Source organism: Alloscardovia theropitheci, assembly GCF_004332295.1.
Lineage (GTDB): Bacteria > Actinomycetota > Actinomycetes > Actinomycetales > Bifidobacteriaceae > Alloscardovia > Alloscardovia theropitheci.
On the sequence record NZ_RXLP01000004.1, the window covers coordinates 118,359 to 137,560 of the forward strand.

The 19,202-nt window shown below is 44.1% G+C and carries 12 protein-coding genes; 4 read left to right on the forward strand and 8 right to left on the reverse strand.

Annotated features, from left to right (window positions below; all coding sequences use genetic code 11):
* Nucleotides 1–7: 7 nt before the first annotated feature.
* The 3 genes from EJ419_RS01625 to hisS form a co-directional block, all read right to left on the reverse strand.
* The gene (locus EJ419_RS01625) at nt 8–2,665 is read right to left on the reverse strand and encodes a DEAD/DEAH box helicase (protein ID WP_131283172.1); all 2,658 of its coding nucleotides are present in this window, start codon (nt 2,663–2,665) and stop codon (nt 8–10) included.
* 403 nt (nt 2,666–3,068) lie between these two features.
* Nucleotides 3,069–4,865, reverse strand: a complete 1,797-nt coding sequence (gene aspS / locus EJ419_RS01630; protein ID WP_131283173.1) for an aspartate--tRNA ligase — start codon at nt 4,863–4,865, stop codon at nt 3,069–3,071.
* 179 nt (nt 4,866–5,044) lie between these two features.
* The gene (gene hisS, locus EJ419_RS01635; RefSeq protein ID WP_131283174.1) at nt 5,045–6,445 is read right to left on the reverse strand and encodes a histidine--tRNA ligase; all 1,401 of its coding nucleotides are present in this window, start codon (nt 6,443–6,445) and stop codon (nt 5,045–5,047) included.
* An 80-nt stretch (nt 6,446–6,525) separates the two neighbouring features.
* Here hisS and EJ419_RS01640 point away from each other — a divergent pair, with 80 nt between their 5' ends.
* Nucleotides 6,526–7,866: a DUF349 domain-containing protein gene (locus EJ419_RS01640; RefSeq protein ID WP_131283175.1), complete on the forward strand. Its 1,341-nt coding sequence runs from the start codon at nt 6,526–6,528 to the stop codon at nt 7,864–7,866.
* A 245-nt stretch (nt 7,867–8,111) separates the two neighbouring features.
* Here the strand turns inward: EJ419_RS01640 and EJ419_RS01645 are convergent, their stop codons facing one another.
* The 3 genes from EJ419_RS01645 to EJ419_RS01655 all read right to left on the reverse strand — a co-directional run bounded on the left by EJ419_RS01645 (nt 8,112) and on the right by EJ419_RS01655 (nt 11,329).
* The gene (locus EJ419_RS01645; RefSeq protein ID WP_131283176.1) at nt 8,112–10,469 is read right to left on the reverse strand and encodes a RelA/SpoT family protein; all 2,358 of its coding nucleotides are present in this window, start codon (nt 10,467–10,469) and stop codon (nt 8,112–8,114) included.
* Nucleotides 10,470–10,553: 84 nt separating this feature from the next.
* Nucleotides 10,554–11,033 carry a dUTP diphosphatase gene (dut, locus tag EJ419_RS01650; RefSeq protein WP_131283177.1) on the reverse strand — a complete coding sequence of 160 codons (480 nt, stop codon included), beginning with the start codon at nt 11,031–11,033 and terminating at the stop codon, nt 10,554–10,556.
* The gene (locus EJ419_RS01655) at nt 11,033–11,329 is read right to left on the reverse strand and encodes a DUF4193 domain-containing protein (RefSeq protein WP_131283178.1); all 297 of its coding nucleotides are present in this window, start codon (nt 11,327–11,329) and stop codon (nt 11,033–11,035) included. Before EJ419_RS01655 ends, dut begins: the two co-directional genes overlap by 1 nt.
* A 211-nt stretch (nt 11,330–11,540) precedes the next feature.
* On the opposite strand from EJ419_RS01655, the gene sepH reads away from it, so the two are divergent.
* On the forward strand, nt 11,541–12,695 hold the full coding sequence (sepH, locus tag EJ419_RS01660; protein WP_131283179.1) for a septation protein SepH: 1,155 nt from the start codon (nt 11,541–11,543) through the stop codon (nt 12,693–12,695).
* Between the two features lie 214 nt (nt 12,696–12,909).
* On the opposite strand, the gene EJ419_RS01665 is transcribed toward sepH, so the two are convergent.
* The gene (locus EJ419_RS01665; protein WP_165496196.1) at nt 12,910–14,130 is read right to left on the reverse strand and encodes an alkaline phosphatase family protein; all 1,221 of its coding nucleotides are present in this window, start codon (nt 14,128–14,130) and stop codon (nt 12,910–12,912) included.
* A gap of 59 nt (nt 14,131–14,189) precedes the next feature.
* Between EJ419_RS01665 and EJ419_RS01670 the strand changes: the two genes are divergently transcribed.
* Complete coding sequence (locus EJ419_RS01670; protein ID WP_131283181.1) at nt 14,190–16,874, forward strand: DNA gyrase/topoisomerase IV subunit A; 2,685 nt, start codon at nt 14,190–14,192, stop codon at nt 16,872–16,874.
* Nucleotides 16,875–16,970: 96 nt separating this feature from the next.
* Here EJ419_RS01670 and EJ419_RS01675 read toward each other — a convergent pair whose 3' ends face one another.
* Nucleotides 16,971–18,161 carry an MFS transporter gene (locus tag EJ419_RS01675; RefSeq protein ID WP_131283182.1) on the reverse strand — a complete coding sequence of 397 codons (1,191 nt, stop codon included), beginning with the start codon at nt 18,159–18,161 and terminating at the stop codon, nt 16,971–16,973.
* Nucleotides 18,162–18,801: 640 nt separating this feature from the next.
* Between EJ419_RS01675 and EJ419_RS01680 the strand changes: the two genes are divergently transcribed.
* Nucleotides 18,802–19,149 (forward strand): hypothetical protein, encoded by a 348-nt coding sequence (locus EJ419_RS01680; RefSeq protein ID WP_131283183.1) that lies wholly within the window; start codon nt 18,802–18,804, stop codon nt 19,147–19,149.
* The last annotated feature ends 53 nt before the right edge of the window (nt 19,150–19,202 follow it).

The following is a 19,202-nucleotide window of genomic DNA, read 5'->3' on the forward strand; positions in this document are numbered from 1 at the left end:
GATATTCCTATCGAGCTTGCCACACCGGTAAATCTTCTACTACGTTTACATCATAGCTTTCAAATGAAACTTCCCCATCATCAAGTGTGGCATCCAAATCGACCACACCATCAATTGCCCAATCATAGTCACCCTCAAGATCGCATAAAATTTGTCGCACACGCCAACGATGATGAGTTTTTTCTTGCGAATCATCAAGCATAAAGAATTTGGAAGAACGTGCCTCATTATTTGTAAGCAAACCTTCATGGTCTTCATAAAAGTCATCCAACGCGTCTTCCCATTCGTGAACAGGCATACCCCATGCAGAATCGAGCTGCCCTAGTTGTTCTGGTTCATCCAAATCAATAAGCTGCACGCGGGTAAACAACGCATTGCGCACTAAGGTTATAAGCCCACTCTTGTGTGCGAGAATCTCATCGACAGCTGGAGGTGCTGCCTGTGCATTAAGCATCTGTACATCAAGATCAGAATCATTTTCACTCAATTGTGCAAGTCCAGCAGCAGCTTCCCATTCATCAACCAACGAAGAATCCACTGTACGGACGACTACAGCTAGCCAATCGATAATAGCTCGCAATTGATCATTTTTCTTAACATCTGGAACTGTGCGATCAAGAGCACGGTAGGCATCTGATAAGTACCGTAGCAATGTTCCTTCACTACGTGCTATAGACAATGAGGTGACGTAGCTTGTAAAAGAACTCGCCGTTTCGACCATGTCACGTACCACAGATTTGCAGTTTAATTCGTAATCCGCAGCCCAAGGAACGTCCGTTCGATATTGAATAAACGCCGGAAGAAGCAAATCTTCTAGAGGTTTTGGATACGTCACATCCTGCAAACGTTCCATACGCTCGTCGTACTCAATTCCCTCATCTTTCATAGCTAGCATTACTTTATCACGTGCACGCCGTTGCTGCACACGTAAAACTGGATACGGATTTTCCAATGTTGCTTCTACTACGGAAATAACATCTAACGCATACGTATCAGACTGTGGGTCGAGCAATTCAAGTGCCGCAATAAGGAATGGAGACAATGGCTGATCGAGTGCCAAATCATCAGGCATATCAATAGTCAGAGAATAATCCATAGAGCCGTCATCAAGTTCCCATTTTTCAACTATCTTTGTATCCATCAATGTTTGGAAAATCTCTGCAGCACGCTGCTTTAGAGCTTCTTGCTGTTGTTCATTAACTTGACTATGCTTTATGAGCTCTCGAATGCGCTTCCATGCATCGCCACCTTGAGCTACTTCATTAAGAATCATTGAATGCGTAATTTGCATATGCGGTGTCAGAATTTCAGGCTCAGATTCAATAAGTTTGAGGAAAGTAGGCTCACCCCAATTGACAAATCCCTCAGGTGCCTTCTTACGATGGATTTTCTTCAATTTCTTTGGATCACCGTTTGCTTTAGCAATAGCCTTTGCATTTTCAATTTCATGCTCTGGTGCTAACGCAATAACAAGCCCTTCTGAATCAAAGCCACTTCTACCCGCGCGGCCTGCAATCTGGTGGAATTCGCGCGAGCGTAAACGCCGTTGCTTGAATCCATCATACTTTGTTAACGCGGTAAAAATAACTGTATGAATAGGAACATTAATTCCTACTCCCAAAGTATCCGTACCACAAATAACCGGCAGTAAACCTTCTTGAGCGAGATTTTCGACAAGTCGACGATAGCGTGGGAGCATCCCCGCATGATGTACGCCTACACCAGTCAGCAACATACGTTTAAGCGTCTTACCAAAATACGAAGTAAAACGTGTCCCTTCAAGAGCTTTTTTGATAGCTTCACGTTGAGAACTTGATGCAACGCCCAAATTAGCAAGATTTTGCGCAGTCTCAACAGCAGCTTCTTGTGCAAAATGAACTACATAAATAGGGGCATCGCCTTTTTGTATATGCTTCGAAATCACCGAATGCAAATCATCGACGACATATTCATAGGACAAAGGAACAGGACGCTGAACACTCGAAATAATACTGACAGACCTATCAGTGCTTTCTTCTAATGACTGACATATCCCACTCATATCTCCCAACGTGGCACTCATGAGCACAAATTGAGTTTGTGGAAGTGTAATCAGTGGTACCTGCCATGCCCATCCACGATGAGGGTCTGCATAAAAATGAAATTCATCCACTGCTACACAGCTCACATCTGCTTTCTCACCTTCTCGAAGAGCTTGATTTGCAAGTATCTCAGCCGTGCAGCAAATGATAAGTGCATGTGGGTTAATCTGTGAGTCGCCCGTTATCATTCCAACATTTTTTGCACCGAATACGGACACAAGTTCAAAGAATTTTTCCGACACAAGAGCTTTAATTGGAGCCGTATAATATGAACGCTTCCCATGAGCAAGTGCCATGAAATGCATTCCTAGAGCAATAAGCGACTTGCCTGATCCAGTTGGCGTATTCACAATAGTATGATCACCACTAAGAATCGCCAAAATTGCTTCTTCTTGATGTGGCCACAAATTTATTCCACGTGTTTCATGCACCCATTGGGAGAAGATATCGAAAAGGTCAGCATCATCTAGAGCAGTATCGCGTTCTGAATTTTCCGGATCTTTCCCTATCTTTTTGGCCACATATCCCAAACTTGCAGGCGTTGATGACCAATTCTCTTTCAAATTTAAATCTTCGATACTCATATATTTCTACTGCTCTCAACTCTAACGTTTTCATCTACAAAGCATTCTTTAGCTTATTATGCCACGACCACAGCTATAAGCTTCACATCTTTGAAGAATTCGAAGTATTCATTTTATCTGTACTCTGTGTAGTTAAGGAAACTATTATATGATTTTAATAAGGTTTTGTTTGCTTAGGATTATTGGCGTGCACTCTCTGTTTATCGTTCTCCTTGTATGAGTTCACGCTGGCTTTTGAGAAACTATAATCTGTGAAAATTTTACTCTTCGTGCACTTTGCGAGATAGTATGCAATTACGCGTTACTAAACATCTCGCAATGCAAAATGGTGTGTACATCTTTATCGATGTACACACCATAAAACTTGATAGCGGATTTACCTAGACGACTAACTAAGCAAAATCTACTCTTCGTCCTCTTCTGGATCGTAGTCAACGCCTGTTTCGGCGCGTTGTTCATCAGAAATAGGAGCTGGAGCCCCAGTCAGTGGATCAGTACCGCCACCTGCCTTAGGGAATGCAATGACATCGCGGATAGAGTCTTCGCCAGCAAGGATAGAAGCACAGCGATCCCAACCAAACGCAATACCTGCATGAGGAGGAGCACCATACTTAAATGCCTCAAGGAGGAAGCCGAACTTATCCTCAGCTTCTTCTGCACCGATTCCTAGAACATTAAGTACGCGATCTTGGATGTCATCACGGTGGATACGCACAGAGCCACCACCGATTTCATTACCGTTGCACACAATGTCGTACGAATCAGACATAGCATGACCTGGGTCCTGATCAAACTTATCAATCCACTCGGCACTTGGCATCGTAAATGGATGATGAACTGAAGTCCACTTGGAATGACCAACTGCTACATCGTCATCATCTGCTTCAAGAGTCTTAAACAATGGGAAATCAACAACCCATGTGAATGCGAACTCGTCCTTCTTCAAGATACCCTCGCGTTTTGCGATTTCGACGCGAGCAGCGCCCAGCAAAGTCTGAGAAGCTTCACGAGCACCAGCTGCGAAGAAGACGGCATCTCCATCCTGAGCACCAGTTGCAGCCTTCAAACCTTCACGTTCTGCATCTGATAGGTTCTTAGCAACTGGTCCCTTAAGCTCACCATCCGTGCCGAACTGCACATACGCTAAGCCCTTTGCGCCGCGCTGTCGAGCCCATTCCTGCCATCCGTCGAACTGACGACGTGGCAGATCCGCAGCACCCGAATAAACGACGGCACCAACGTAATCGGCCTGGAATACACGGAATGGAGTGTCCTTAAAGTAGTCTGTAAGCTCAACGATTTCATTACCGAAACGCAAATCTGGCTTATCAGAACCATACTTATCCATTGCATCCTTATAGGTAATGCGTTGGAATGGAATCTGAATTTCGTAGCCAGCTGAAGCCCATACATCTTTCAAGACACGCTCAGCCATAGCGATAACATCTTCTTGACCAACAAAGGCCATTTCCATATCGAGCTGTGTAAATTCAGGCTGACGGTCTGCACGGAAGTCTTCATCGCGATAGCATCGTGCAAGCTGGTAGTAGCGCTCAATTCCTGAGACCATAAGCAGCTGCTTCAAAAGCTGTGGAGACTGTGGCAACGCATACCATGAACCTGGGTTCAGTCGAGAAGGTACAAGGAAGTCACGCGCACCTTCAGGAGTTGATTTGATGAATGTAGGGGTTTCTACTTCAGTAAAGCCCATCTCATCCAAAGCTTTGCGTGCTGCTTTAGACATTGCAGAGCGCATAAGCAAATTGTTATGCATCTGTGGTCGACGCAAGTCAAGATAACGATACTTCAAACGAACTTCGTCACTTGGAAGCTGTGTTTCTGATTCGTTCTCCAAAGATGTAGAAACTTGGAATGGCAATGCCGCAGACTTTGCCAAGATCTCAATATTTTCGGCAACAATTTCGACGTTGCCAGTAGCAAGATGAGCGTTCTCATTACCTTCTGGACGCTGGCGTACCAAACCAGTTACAGAAATAACAAATTCGCTGCGAAGTGGACGAGCCATTTCTTCGTCGTTGATAACAACCTGGACAAGTCCAGATGCATCACGTAGATCAACGAACGCAACGCCGCCGTGATCACGACGACGATCTACCCAACCAGAAATGGTCACGGTAGAACCGATAAGTTCCTCAGTAATGTCCTGAGCATGATGAGTTCTATAAGCTGTCTGAGACACTGTATTCCTCGATTTACTGTATGGATTTTCTAGGGCAAGGATAGCAACACCACTCTACGTCACTTTTGTTCTTCGTCACGCAAAGCTGCAATTGCGAATCCTAGGCCGCAAAGCTCTAAGTGAGCACACGTAAGCACGCTAACTATTTAACTTTATCGTCTAAAAGTATGTATGTTTTTTTAATTATGAGCAAGGATAACGGTTCGTTGAGCAAAATCATCAGCAGGAACCCAGGTCGACGCATCAGCTTCAAGCTGCTCACCAGTAACGATATTCTTCACTTCTTGTGGAGTCGTCTCGCCGTTTTCCTCTGTTACCGATGGAATCCATACATAAGGGATTCCAAGTTTATCTGCATATTTAATTTGCTTACCAAGCTTTGCAGCTGTCGGAGCGACATCTGCAGCGATACCGCGAGCTCGTAATGTCCTCGCAATGTCGTTAGAAATGTTACGGTCGTTTTCATTCCATACAGCTACAAGCACAGCAGCTGGAGAAATGCGTGATGCATTTGCTTTCACGGTATGAAGCATGTACGCCACTAAACGCGACAATCCAATCGATAATCCAACACCTGGGTACTTTTTCTTTCCCTGAGTTGCAAGATTGTCATAGCGACCACCCGAGCATACAGATCCTAAGGAGCTCGCTCCTTCAAGGAAGGTCTCATACACAGATCCTGTGTAATAATCAAGACCACGGGCAATCTTCAAATCTGCGATAACTGCACCCGGACGGATAAGAGCAGCCTGATCAACAATCATTGCAAGAGTTTCAAGACCGTCTTGAGCTAATGTATAAGCATCACCGTTCATATCAATACCGTGAGCCTTGCATAAATCATCGAACTTTTCTCGCAATTGCTGGCCATTCTCAGCGCTTAGCTCGGCTAGTTCGAGACATGCTTGTGCTTGCTCTTGAGTTGCTCCACATTCAGAAATAAGTAGACGTGCCACTTCGTCAGCACCAATTTTGTCAAGTTTGTCAATTTCACGAAGAACGCCCTCAATATCGCTCAATCCAATGCCACGATAGAAACCTTCAGAAAGTTTACGATTATTTGCATGAACTGTAGCCTTTGGAAGCCCTAGCTCGCGAAGTTTCTCTAAAGCTTCGACCATAACGAGTGGGACATCTACCTCATAATGACTTGGTAAGTCCCCATTGCCGACAACGTCGATATCCGCTTGAACGAATTCACGGAAGCGGCCTTCTTGCGGTCTCTCACCACGCCAGACCTTCTGAATTTGCCAGCGTTTGAATGGGAACACAACATCACCGGAATTTTCTACCACATATCGCGATAGAGGAACCGTCAAATCGAAGTGAAGTCCCAAACGATCTTCTATTGGCGTGTCGTTTTCATTGCCCACATCTTGAAGTCGAGACAGAAGATAAATCTCTTTACTTGTCTCACCTTTTTTCAATAAACTTGAGCCTTGTTCGACCGCACGGGTTTCAATTCCAAGGAAACCGTGGAGTTCGAAAATAGAACGAAGAGTGTCTATAACGTGCTGTTCTACGACACGTTCTTGTGGAAGCCACTCTGGAAAACCTGATAATGATGCACCTTTAGCCATGTTTCCTTATAATAGGTTATGTCACGGAAAATTTGCAAAATTTTCCACCTGCTTACTGAAGTTACTATCGAGGAGGGCTTATGTCTCAAGATAATGCCACTACATCCGCTACCCCATCCATGTTTGCTGCTCATAACAAGCCAACAGCAACATCCTCTCTTTCATCAGCCGTATATGGCGATGCTGATTTAGCAACCGCAAAGACCTTTGGTCGTGTGGCTGAAGATGGGACAGTTTTTGTCAATGATGACGGTACTGAGCGTGAAATCGGTCAGTACGCAAGCGCAAAGGCAGATGAAGCTCTCGATCTTTACGCACGTCGTTATCTTGATTTGAAGGCGAAAATTAGCCATGCACGTGCACGTTTTGAATCGTTATCTATCAAGCCTCGTGAAATAGATGAGACCCTCGCTTCTTTGAAGGAAGAAGTAAAACTTCCTTCAATGGTCGGCGATTTGAATGCCGTTCGAAAGGCAGTTGAAGAGCTGGGCGAACTTGGTGAAAGTGTTAAGGATAAACTTGCTAAGGCTCATGAAGAAGCAATCAAAGCTGCTGTATCAAAGCGCACTGCAATCGTCGAAGAAGCTGAAGCACTTGCCGGACAACTAGGCGAATCTACAAATTGGCGAAATACTAGCGATAAATTCAAGCAACTTTTCAATCAATGGCAAGATGCGCAAAAGCATGGTACTCGAATTCAGAAGGATGTTGCTGATGAACTTTGGGGACGTTTCTCAAAAGCTCGTGCGACATTTAATGAAGCTCATCGAGCTTGGATTTCTGCACGCGATGAGGCACGAAACGCTGCACGCAGTGCTAAGCAAAACATCATCTCTCGTGCTCAAGAGCTTAAGGACTCTACCGAATGGGCAGAAACTTCCCGTAAGTTTACTGCTCTTATGAACGAGTGGAAGAAAGCCGGAAACGTTGGACGTAACGAGGACGATGCATTGTGGAAGCAATTTAGAGCTGCCGCTGATGTCTTCTTCAACGCACGTCAAGCAGATCGAGATCGCATGAACGATTCCGAAAAGGAAAATCTTTCCAAGAAGGAAGAGTTACTCACAAAGGCTGAAGCTCTCGTACCTGTGGCCGACGCAAAGGCAGCAAAGGCGGCACGTGTCGCCCTCAGCGCGATTCAAGATGAGTGGGATGCTATCGGTCGTGTACCACGTGCCGACGTGTCTCGAATTGAAGCCCGTATGGATGCTGTCGAAAAGCAAATTAAAGAAGTCGAAGAAGCAGAATGGTCTCGTACCGATCCAGAAGCTAATGCTCGTAAGTCTTCATTTACCCAGCAACTTGAGCAGCAGCTGGCGGAACTCGATTCTAAGATCGCTGCAGAAGCTGACGCTGCGAAGAAGGCCGCTCTTCAAGCTGAACGTGACGCAAAAGCACAATGGTTGAGTGTGGTGAAGTAATTGCTTGAGTTTCAATTAGTACTAGTATCAATTAGTACTATGAGGTAAACGATAGTAGTTTAGCAGTAGTAAGAAGCGCTGGTATGCAGTATAAAGATGCATATCAGCGCTTAATATTTACCATAACATTTACTATAAATACGATGTATCAATCTAGAAATCGTATCGTTATAGTTTTTATAGCTCTCTGAGTAATCGTCAGCCTACTGTACGTATCAAGTTCGAACTTTCTTTTTTCTAGACTGTTACTCCATCTGACGTAAACGCGGTTTTGAATCATCCTTAGTACCCGTGAGACGATAAACATCAAATACCCCATCAATCTTACGGATAGACGCCAAAAGCTGGTTGAGATGGTTCAAATCTGCCATTTCGAAACTGTACTGACTTGTAGCAACTCGATCATCTCCGGTAGCAATTGTTCCCGCGATGATATTGACACCCGCATCAGAAAGAACGCGCGCAATATCTGAGAGTAATCGCCCACGGTCAAGTGCTTCGACTTGAATTTTAACTAAGAATGTACCTTGTTCGCTGGTCCATTCCACATGAACCATACGCTCAGGCTGATTTTCTCTAAGATTTGCTACATTAACGCAATCACTACGATGAACCGATACGCCAGCACCACGAGTTATAAAGCCAACGATATCGTCTCCAGGTACTGGAGTACAGCACTTCGCAAGTTTTACCCAGACATCATCGACGCCTTTGACAGATACCCCTACATTCTTAGTACGACGAATGTTGCCAGAACGGCGTCTCAGCGGCATGACATTTTGTTCAGCGCTTTCTTCTACCTCATCATCTCCCATAGCACGCACGATATGAGTAATAACATTTTGGGTAGAAACTTGCCCCTCACCGATTGCCGCATAGAGAGCATCGATATCACCATAGCCAAGTTCACCTGCGATACCAATTAATAGTTCAGCACGAGTGAAGTTATGAGTGGATAGGTTACGTTTGCGCAAAGCCCGCGCAAGCTCATCCTTGCCTTCTTCGATATTTTCGCTACGACGCTCTTTTGTAAACCATTGACGTATCTTATTGCGAGCCTTAGGAGATTTGACAAAGTTAAGCCAGTCATGCGATGGTCCGCCGTTATCACCTTTCGAGGTAATAATTTCGACAGTATCACCGTTTTCGAGTTCAGTATCAAGTGGCATCAACCGCCCATTAATACGAGCACCCATTGTATGATGCCCTACTTCAGTATGGACAGCATACGCAAAATCAACTGGCGTACCTCCACGCGGCACATCAACAATCTTTCCTTGTGGAGTGAATACATATACCTGACGAGCACCCAAATCATCTTTAAGTGAGCCGAGGAACTCATCAGAATCAGGAACTTCACTTTGCCAGTCAGCTAATTGCTTTATCCATTGTAAATTATCGTGTTCTGACAAATCGCTGTTATCAGAACTGATCTTTTTCTCGCGGTCAGTATCTTGCCTATCTGGAGTCGATAGCGCGCGACCTGCTTGACCGTTTGCCTTATATTTCCAATGTGCCGCAATACCATACTCCGCACGACGATGCATATCCCACGTACGAATCTGAATTTCTACAGGCTTACCACCCGGACCGATAACTGTCGTGTGCAAAGACTGATACATATTGAGCTTAGGCATAGCAATGTAATCTTTGAATCGGCCTGGCACAGGATTCCATCTCGCATGTACAGCACCTAGTACTGCATAGCAATCTCGAATAGAATCTACGATGACCCGAACGCCCATGAGATCATAAATATCAGAAAAATCATGCCCGCGAACAATCATTTTCTGATAAATGCTGTAATAATCTTTTGGACGTCCCTTCACACTCGCATCGATATTTTGTTCGTCTAAATCTTCGTGAATTTCGGCAAGGATTTGCTGCAAATAAACTTCACGCTGACCAGCACGATTATGTACAAGCTCAACTATCTCGTTATAAATTTTTGGTTGGAGTGTCTTAAAACTTAATTCCTCAAGCTCTGTTTTAATGGCATTCATGCCCAAACGATTTGCGAGAGGAGCGTATACATCAATAGTTTCCTGCGCTTTTTTCTGTGCGCTTGTCGGCTTAACATATCGCCATGTGCGTGCGTTATGAACGCGATCAGCTAATTTAATAACTAAAACTCGAACATCGCGACTCATAGCCACAATCATTTTGCGTATTGTCTCTGCCTGAGCAGAATCGCCTACATCCATTTTTGTAAGCTTTGTAACTCCATCAACAAGCCCGGCTATTGTATCGCCAAATTCTTGTCGGCATTGCTCTAGAGAATATTCCGTATCTTCAACGGTATCATGAAGCAATCCGGCTGCAATAACTGTAGGACTCATGCCTAAATCAGCTAATATCTGGGCAACTGCTATGGGATGGATAATATACGGTTCACCTGAGCGACGACGTTGTGACGAATGTAAACGTACTGCAGTTTCATATGCTCTTGTCAAAAGTTCGATGTCTGCATCAGGATGATGGTATTGAGTTACCTGAATAATCGGCAACAATGGATTCAGCGGATCACTACTAATTTCTCCGCCTAGAACTCGTGACGTAAACGATTGCGCATCTTGCTGATTGATGTGTTGTGTATGAGCCATATCGTCGCCTACTTCTTCAAACTCTTACCGAATATTCGTACTATGTAGCAGGTAATTCACAGCTACATAGTACGTAATGCATAATCAGTGTGAAACTCCAGTGGAACCGAAACCACGCTCAGAGCGATCCGAATCAGGAAGAGTCTGCGCTTCAATAAAATGTGCTTCAACATATCGTTGAATTACTAGCTGAGCAATTCTATCCCCTGGTTCAAAATGCGCAGTATGTTGAGGATCAAGATTAATCATCGGTACTTTAATTTCCCCGCGATAACCTGCATCAATGGTTCCTGGTGCATTTACGACAGAAATTCCCTGTTTGATAGATAATCCTGAACGAGGATGTACAAGTCCTACATATCCTGCTGGTAATGCGATCGCAATTCCTGTCGGTGCCAGAAAACGCTCAAAAGGCTTGAGGTCGAAAGCAACGGTTGTACGCAAATCAACACCAGCATCACCCGCATGCGCATAATATAAGCCAGCCTCTTTAACGTTCTCATCAAGATATTTAATAAGGACGTCAAGGCTTTCCGGTTCGTTATACATCTCATCGTATGCCACTATGCAGCACACTCCTTGCATACAGGCTGACCATCGTCAGTGTAATAAGCAAGCTGAGAACGATGCTTCACTAAGAAACATTCGCTACACACGAATTCATCGCCTTGCATCGGGATAACGGTAACACTTGCGTCTTCGTTACTTAAATCACTTCCCGGAAGTTCGTAACCCTCTGCAAGAGCATTTTCGTCATCATCTAAATCAACGTTTTGATTCTGACGGGAGCTGTTGCCTAATGCTTCAATCGATTCTTCGTCCTCATCTTTTGAACGTGGAGTATCGTAATCCTGAGCCATAGTTGCTCCTTTCTTGAAATTTGCTCCTATGCGAATGAGGATACTACATTTTTCGTATGTAGCAAGTTACGGCACGTTAAAATTAGCTTTTTGAGCATAATTTTTGCCACAAGCACACAATATTGTGCAACATTTTTGGGGTTTATATGGCTTGCCCTCACCTTACTATGGTGTGTAGCATGATGCTGATAGTACTTTCAAGGGGCTTCATATGGCAGATAATTCAAGTAGCTTATTGAGTTTTACGCATACAGATGATAACGGTAATCTAATCTTGCGAGATCCATTGACACATGCCACCTATGCTCTTGAAGTTAGTGACGAGTTAGAGCAAGGGATAATTGCTGCAAAGCAAATAAAACGCGATCTTGAGGGTGCTCCTCTTCCTCATACTGAGAAAGTGCTTCCGCTTTCTCAAATCCAAGCTCTTGTTCGTGCTGGGCACACTCCCGAAGATATTTCACACGACTATGGCGTCGCTGTTGCGTTGGTTCGACGTTTTGCAGCTCCTGTTGAAACTGAAAAGAAATTCGCAATATCTCAATTTCTTGACACCACGCTTAATAATGATGATAGTCCTATCAAAGTCAAAGAGGTTATTACTTCATCTATGGCATCGTTAGCCGGCGATTACTCGTCTATTGAATGGAACGTAACTCGCGATGGAAACTCACCTTGGCGTATCCAGGCAACGTATGATACTGCGCGTAGCCGAGAGACAGCTGAATGGATGTTTACCCCACGTGAGCATTCGGTTGTATGCGTCAATCTACCTGCAAAGCGTTTACTAGGAGAAATTTCGACTGTTACTTCTCCTGTAGATAAGGAACTCTTTAGCACGGATGCTGTCCCAGTCATCACTGCGAATATCCCTGCGCCTTCAGATGCTGTATCCATGACTACAGGCTCATTTGACAGCGTATCTATGAATTCGATGCGGTCTAATTCACATATGAGCACAGGCGCTTTTAGCGCTATCGTCAATGGTTCTTCTGCTCCCGCAGAATCTATTGAGCCTGATGTATTCGAACCTCATATCAAACGAAGCCATCACACCCCAACCGCTCACACCTCAACTGCGCAGGCACCTTCCGAGGAATCCTCCGCCACTAGCCCAACTGTGAATGGTGAGAACGGTAAAAGTACAAATACTCATGAGTTTTCTCAAGATTCTCATACGTCTGAGGTCATCACTGCATCACAAGATTCACTTGATTTAGGTGATATTGATACGGATAAGACTGCTCCTGTTGATACTTCAGAAGATTCAGCAAAACTTACTTCGCCTTCTCAGCTACCAAAGCGTAAACGCTCAGCAATTCCTGCGTGGGATGACATTTTGTTCGGATCGCGTTCAGACGATTAGGTGAATCTTAAGAAACGTGTATAATATTTCTTAGTAATTAAGTAGAAACAATTGAAATGTGCGACCGTGGTTGATATGGCTCCCACGGTCGCTTTTCTTTTGTGGTGAATCCCGTCTTATCTGCTCCAATTGCCACTGAACACAGATTTTTCCAGTGTCGATTTCACCAGCTGTAAATATACCGTGCTAAACGAAGTCTTTAGAGCATACAGGTCTAAAGAACGTCTACGAAGAACGGGATATCTAGTTCAGCCTTTGTCAGAGATCCGTGAACAGATGGCAATCGTGTGGCTTGGTCACTTTGGGTTCGTGAATCAATTAAAGTAGTATCATCACATGCAATCGCAATGACGTCCCCTAAATATGGTTTGACTTCATCACTTACGGGTCCATAAATTCCCGAGTCCACTGCATCATCACGAGTCATAATGAGCGCACGATTTCCTAGCCGAGCTTTCCAGCGTTCAGCTATATCGTTTGGATTTTCTCCCTCGCATGCATACAGTGCAACTGCACGAGGTTCTCCGCCTACCTGTTCAACACCTTGTATCAAACTCTCATCTTCACTAATATCAATGCGCGTACTCGGATTTGAATTAATCATTCCATGATCAGCTGTAATAACAATCAATGTCCCTGGCGCGCAACGACTTGCCAAAGTACGCAATTGGGAATCAATATTTTCAAAAACACCAATCCAATGCTCATCATCCCAACCGTACTGGTGTCCCATTTTGTCTGCGTCTCGAATATATAGGTACGTTAGCCCCGGCATATGCGATGCTTTTATAGCAGCTTCAAGACGATGCGCAGCAGTATTTCCTGAGATATATAGAGTACCTCGCAGTGCAGCTCGAGTCAATGCTGATTTTTTAAACTGAGGCATGCCGCATGTAGTTACCCGCACTCCTTGCTCACTTAATTTTTCAAAAATTGTGGGTTGGGTCTGAACGTCTTCTGGAACTAGTCCTCCCGTGAATTTTATCATTTGAGATAATTCACGCGTTGCTGGATTAATTTGTGAGTAACCTGTCATACCAGTTAGACCAGGGCATGTTCCGGTGCCAAAAACTCCCATTGCAGCCACAGTCGTACTTGGGAAACATGTCGATATAGGTCTATCATTATTATTTCGCGATAATAAATTTCGCAGATAAGGGGCATGCCCTTTACGCTCGACAACATTCCAATATCCAAGGCCATCGATGAGAACAACTATTGCTGATGTAACATTTGGAAGACCTAAATCGTGTTGGAGCTGCTCTGGGTTATCATGGATTGCTGTTGAAATCGGGGTGCCAATAGCTGAAGAAATAGCTGGAAGCACAGCACTAAGATGACGAGCTGCACCACGTCCCTGATTATTAAGTTCATTGTAATGCACTATATCTTGCATGTGTAATAGCTGTGAATCATTCTCGTATGAAAACCCCATAAATTCATTCAATCACACGCCTTGCATATAATAGACAGGAATGCGTTAAAAGGAGATTCATGGCACGCAAGCGCACTAATGCTGCAACGTACGATCCTCGAACTATTAAAGAGAATATCGTAGATACACCGCTTAACGAGGAAATGAGCAAATCCTTCCTCGAGTATGCGTACTCAGTTATCTATGCTCGCGCTCTTCCTGACGCTCGAGATGGTATGAAGCCTGTTCAAAGGCGTATTATTTATCAGATGGGTCAGATGGGCTTGTCCCCTGACAAACCATATATGAAGTCTGCTCGAGTCGTAGGCGAAGTAATGGGTAAGCTCCATCCTCATGGTGATTCTGCGATCTATGAGGCTATGGTTCGTCTAGCGCAACCTTTTGCAATGAGACTTCCACTTGTTGATGGACACGGAAACTTTGGATCTCTTGATGATGGTCCTGCAGCATCCCGTTACACTGAAGCGCGTCTTGCGCCATCTGCTTTTGGTATGAATGATTCTATCGGTGAGGAAACCGTTGATTTTACACCGAATTACGATAATAAGCTTGAAGAACCGACTGTACTTCCTGCTGCTTTTCCAAATCTCTTGGTCAATGGGGCATCAGGTATTGCTGTAGGCATGGCGACGAATATGGTTACCCACAATCTGCACGAAGTTGTAGAAGGTGCTAAATATCTTATTCGTCATCCTGAAGCAAGCCTTGATGATTTAATGCATTATATCCCTGGACCAGATTTACCTGGTGGCGGTATTATTATGGGGCGTTCAGGAATTCGTGAAGCATACGAAACAGGGCGCGGTAGCTTTACGACTCGTTCGCAAACTCATATCGAAAATGTTACTGCTCGTAAAAAAGCAATCGTTGTCACTGAGCTACCTTATATGGTCGGCCCTGAAAAGGTTCTTGAGCGTATATCAGACGGCGTAAAATCAAAGAAATTAGATGGCATTTCTGGTGCTATTGATTTAACCGATCGTCATAATGGCACTCGCATAGTTATAGAAATTAAAACTGGTTTTGATCCTCAAGCTGTCCTGACTCAACTGTTCAAGTACACACCTTTGCAAGATAATTTCACGATTAACAATGTAGCGCTGGTCAATGGACGTCCTCATACGATGGGCTTAAAAGAGCTTCTCGAAGTGTGGATTGAGCATCGTCGAAATGTCATCCGTAATCGTTCGATTTATAGAAAACGTAAGGCTCAAGAACGTCTTCACCTTGTTGAAGGTCTGTTATTAGCGTTAATTGATATTGATGAAGTCATCGAAGTCATTCGATCATCCGATGATGCAGATAGTGCTAAGACCCGCTTAATGGCTGTCTTTGATCTTGATGAGGTTCAAGCTCAGTATATTCTCGATTTGCGACTGCGACGTTTGACTCGCATGAGTCGAATGGAGCTCGAATCTGAGCGTGATGATCTTAAACGTCGTATTGAAGAGCTTAACGAGATTCTTGGATCAGCTGAAATCTTGGATAACGTCGTCATTCAAACCATGGATGAGGCAGTCGCTCAATGGGCTGATCCGCGTCGTACAATTCTTCTCGATGAAAATGAAGAAGGCGGCTACGTACCAGTTGCAGCTGCAATTTCACAGGCATCTTCGTCCGCAGGCGCACCGGCCACTGTACTCGGCGTCGGTGGCGGAACATCCTCAGCTCAAACTTTGGCTGCTGTCAACGCTCAAGTCGAAGCAAGTTCTGCATTAGGATCGTTAAGAGGGCCTGCAAGCTCAGGCGTTCTTGAACTTGAAGACGTTCCATGTACAATTGTTTTAAGTTCTTCAGGTTTAATTGCTCGTATGTCCGAAACTGCATGGGATGTTTATCAATCTCGAAGTGCTACTACCCCACGCACAACTGGGGATACGATTGCCACAATTATTAAATCTTCCACTCGTTCAACCTATGGATTAATTACATCAGCAGGTCGTTTGGTAACAGCACATACCTCAGATTTGCCTCAACTCTCAGTCTCTGAATCGCTCAATGTTTCTGGAGGAGTGCAAGCTGATGAGCTTCTCGTAGGTACACAAAGCACTGACCCAATTGACGGAGAACATACCATTAGCGTCATCGCTCTATCTGATGATGAGACAACTACGGTCGCCATGGGAACGCGCTTAGGAGTTGTTAAACGATGGAATCGTGAATCTCCAACGACTATGGATTCGTGGTCTATCATCGATCTGAAAGATAATGACAGCATTATTTTTGCAGCCCCTGCTCTTGACGAGGATAGGATTGTATTTGTCTCTTCTGACGCGCATTTGCTCACCTATGAAGCATCAAATGTTCGCCCGCAAGGACGCAATGCTGGAGGTATGGCTGGTATTAAGCTAAGCGAAAACAGTACTGTAGTAAGTTTCAGCGTCATCCCGGCTGGAAAACTGGCATGGGTTTATGACGACAATGATGAGGGAATGACGAGCCAATCAGGTGCTGTTGTTCTCACTATTGCTGGTGATGCCGATGCACTCCCAGGAACAGATACCGGTTCGTGCAAGATTACTCCTCTTGAGCAATTCCCTGTAAAGGGACGCGCCACCGGAGGCGTTCGAGTTCAACGTTTCTTGCGTGGTCAAAACACGATTATTCAAGCAACTGCAGCAGCTTGGCCAGTGTACGCAGCCAGCGATACACAACGTCCAGTTGATTTACCTGCAATTGATATGCGACGCGATGGTTCCGGTACGGAATTAAGTACTTCAGTTGAGTATTTATCTCGTGTGTAGTAAGTGCCTCGTATAGGTGAATCTTACGGAATTGGTTGTATGAATTTCCTTCATACAACCAATTTTTTATTAATACGTAGACGCTTATATTAGCATTTACTTGGACTGTATTGAACGTTTTCTCTGAATATACTCATGCATTGTAATCATGAGGACAAAGAATACAAGCATGTACAGTGGCATCCATAAAGCAGAACTTGCACGGGCGATTAAACCAAATACGGGTACGACGACGAGATAACCAATATATGCGCTTGCCATTTGAACCCCAATAATTGCTTGGGATTTATCCTCGCCAAATATTGCAGGTGTCGAATGGATAATGCTTGGATAAATAGGAGCACAACCTACACCAATAAGGATCAAACCAATCATCGTAATAAAGGTCCAAGGTGTTGGATTCACAGTGACCAGAATACCTATTCCTAAGATTAATGCTCCAAGGCGAATCATTCTCGCATCGTTTAACTTATCGGCGATAAATCCACTCGCTAAACGCCCTCCTGTAATACCAAGGAAGAAATAACTTGCCCATGTAGCAGCATCTTCAGCAGAGATTCCGCGCGATTGCATAGCATAGGTACTTGCCCACAAGCCGGCTGTCCCTTCCAAACCGCAATAGCACAAGAACATTATCATCACTTCTTTAGCCATCGGAAGACTAATCGTTTGAATAAGGCTCAACGGTTTGGCTGTCTCCTTATGATTAGGATCATCCTCTGTATTCGTTTCTGAATTATTTCTCTTAATCCACAGTGGGAGTGATGCGACGATGAGGAGCGAAATACCTATCTGTATAAACGATACGTAACGATAGCCTAATTGCCACTGGTGCTGATGTACTAGTGCATACGCCATGATATTTGGACTAATAACTGTTCCCACGCCCCACATTGCATGGAGCCAACTCATATGTCGACTACTGTAATGAAGTGCCACATAGTTATTCAGTGCCGCGTCGATTGCTCCTGCTCCTAAACCATATGGGATTGCCCATAGTGCGAGCACCCAAAATGATGGTGAGAAAGAAAAGCCAAGTAAGGCTACTGCGGTCATAGCGACAGATATCGCAGTTACTTTACCCGCACCGAGTTTGAATGTAATTCGATCACTGAGCAGTGACGAAACAATTGTTCCGGCTGTAATAATGAATTGTACGATACCTGCATACGATACGGGAACATTAAATTGAGGGTACATGGTCGGCCATGCAGATCCCATGAGAGAGTCTGGAAGTCCTAGCGAGATAAAGGCTAAGTAAATGACAGCCAAAAGCAAATTTGCCATAGTATTTTCCTCTTAATTTCATCCGATATTATGTATTGTTCATACACCAACCCGATATTGTCGTTCCGCGATATTTTATTCTAATGCTAGGTAGGACACCAAGACGAACTGCTTTCGTTTCTGTAATTAAGTTATTGTAATCGTTAAATTCAATACCCCAAGAAGCCTCTTCTTTCCTCATTGAATTATTTGACAAGTCATATTACAATTTCCTATATCTCAGCTTGTATTACAAAGTATCGAGAAGCCATAAACATAGACGTTTAAGAAGCACAATGAAATCAAAAATATCACGGTTATTAGGAATAACCTTTATGTTACTCGGAATTCTTATTCCCGTTCAAGCAAATGCGTTGCCTTCTTCTGATATCAAAAACTCGCAGATATCTTTTTTCTGAATATCAATATGTTGCTAATCATCTCTCAGCGCATGAGTTCTATCAATTAGTTACTGCTTTTGAAACAAGCTCACGCGCTAAGGATTCCAGAATTCATACCGAAGACCGTAGTGCAGGTAAACGGCGATTAAGGCTGCTCTCAAATATGCGTTAAAGAATAAAAGAGCTATCATCAAATCTGCTGAACAGTGGATTGGAAAGGCTATTGAATGGGCTTCTCCGTTCTAGAGAGAGATTGTTAAATGACCGGAATGTATGATGATCGTTTCTACGAAGAGCTTCGCACGGGGATTTCATGGTTATCAGAAGCTATCGCTTTCTTGAGTGAAGCGAACGGTGTTGAATCGTATGAAATCTGTTTGCTAAAAAATAAAGTTGAGCCAGAAGAAGCGAAAGCGATTGAAAATGCGTTCTTCTTAAATGCACGTAATGCGAATTCTCTCGTCGACGCTGAGATAGAAAGAATCGTTATAGACACGTTCACGAAAGAAAATCCTCGCTTTTCATGGCGTATGTCCCGCGATGTACTCATGGAATTATGGACATATCAAGTACAGCGCTATGATGCATTGAAATCTAGCAAAGATTAGTTCACAACGATAAAAGTGCGGTAGAGGCTGATCTAACATCCACCCTCTACCGC

Bases quoted from the DNA above. Each gene is read 5' to 3' on its own strand.
- EJ419_RS01675 (WP_131283182.1), bottom strand. From the start codon at position 18,161: ATGGCAAATTTGCTTTTGGCTGTCATTTACTTAGCCTTTATCTCGCTA.
- EJ419_RS01665 (WP_165496196.1), bottom strand. From the start codon at position 14,130: ATGGGGTTTTCATACGAGAATGATTCACAGCTATTACACATGCAAGAT.
- EJ419_RS01655 (WP_131283178.1), bottom strand. From the start codon at position 11,329: ATGGCTCAGGATTACGATACTCCACGTTCAAAAGATGAGGACGAAGAA.
- hisS (WP_131283174.1), bottom strand. From the start codon at position 6,445: ATGGCTAAAGGTGCATCATTATCAGGTTTTCCAGAGTGGCTTCCACAA.
- EJ419_RS01680 (WP_131283183.1), top strand. From the start codon at position 18,802: ATGACCGGAATGTATGATGATCGTTTCTACGAAGAGCTTCGCACGGGG.
- sepH (WP_131283179.1), top strand. From the start codon at position 11,541: ATGGCAGATAATTCAAGTAGCTTATTGAGTTTTACGCATACAGATGAT.
- EJ419_RS01645 (WP_131283176.1), bottom strand. From the start codon at position 10,469: ATGGCTCATACACAACACATCAATCAGCAAGATGCGCAATCGTTTACG.
- EJ419_RS01640 (WP_131283175.1), top strand. From the start codon at position 6,526: ATGTCTCAAGATAATGCCACTACATCCGCTACCCCATCCATGTTTGCT.
- EJ419_RS01625 (WP_131283172.1), bottom strand. From the start codon at position 2,665: ATGAGTATCGAAGATTTAAATTTGAAAGAGAATTGGTCATCAACGCCT.
- EJ419_RS01670 (WP_131283181.1), top strand. From the start codon at position 14,190: ATGGCACGCAAGCGCACTAATGCTGCAACGTACGATCCTCGAACTATT.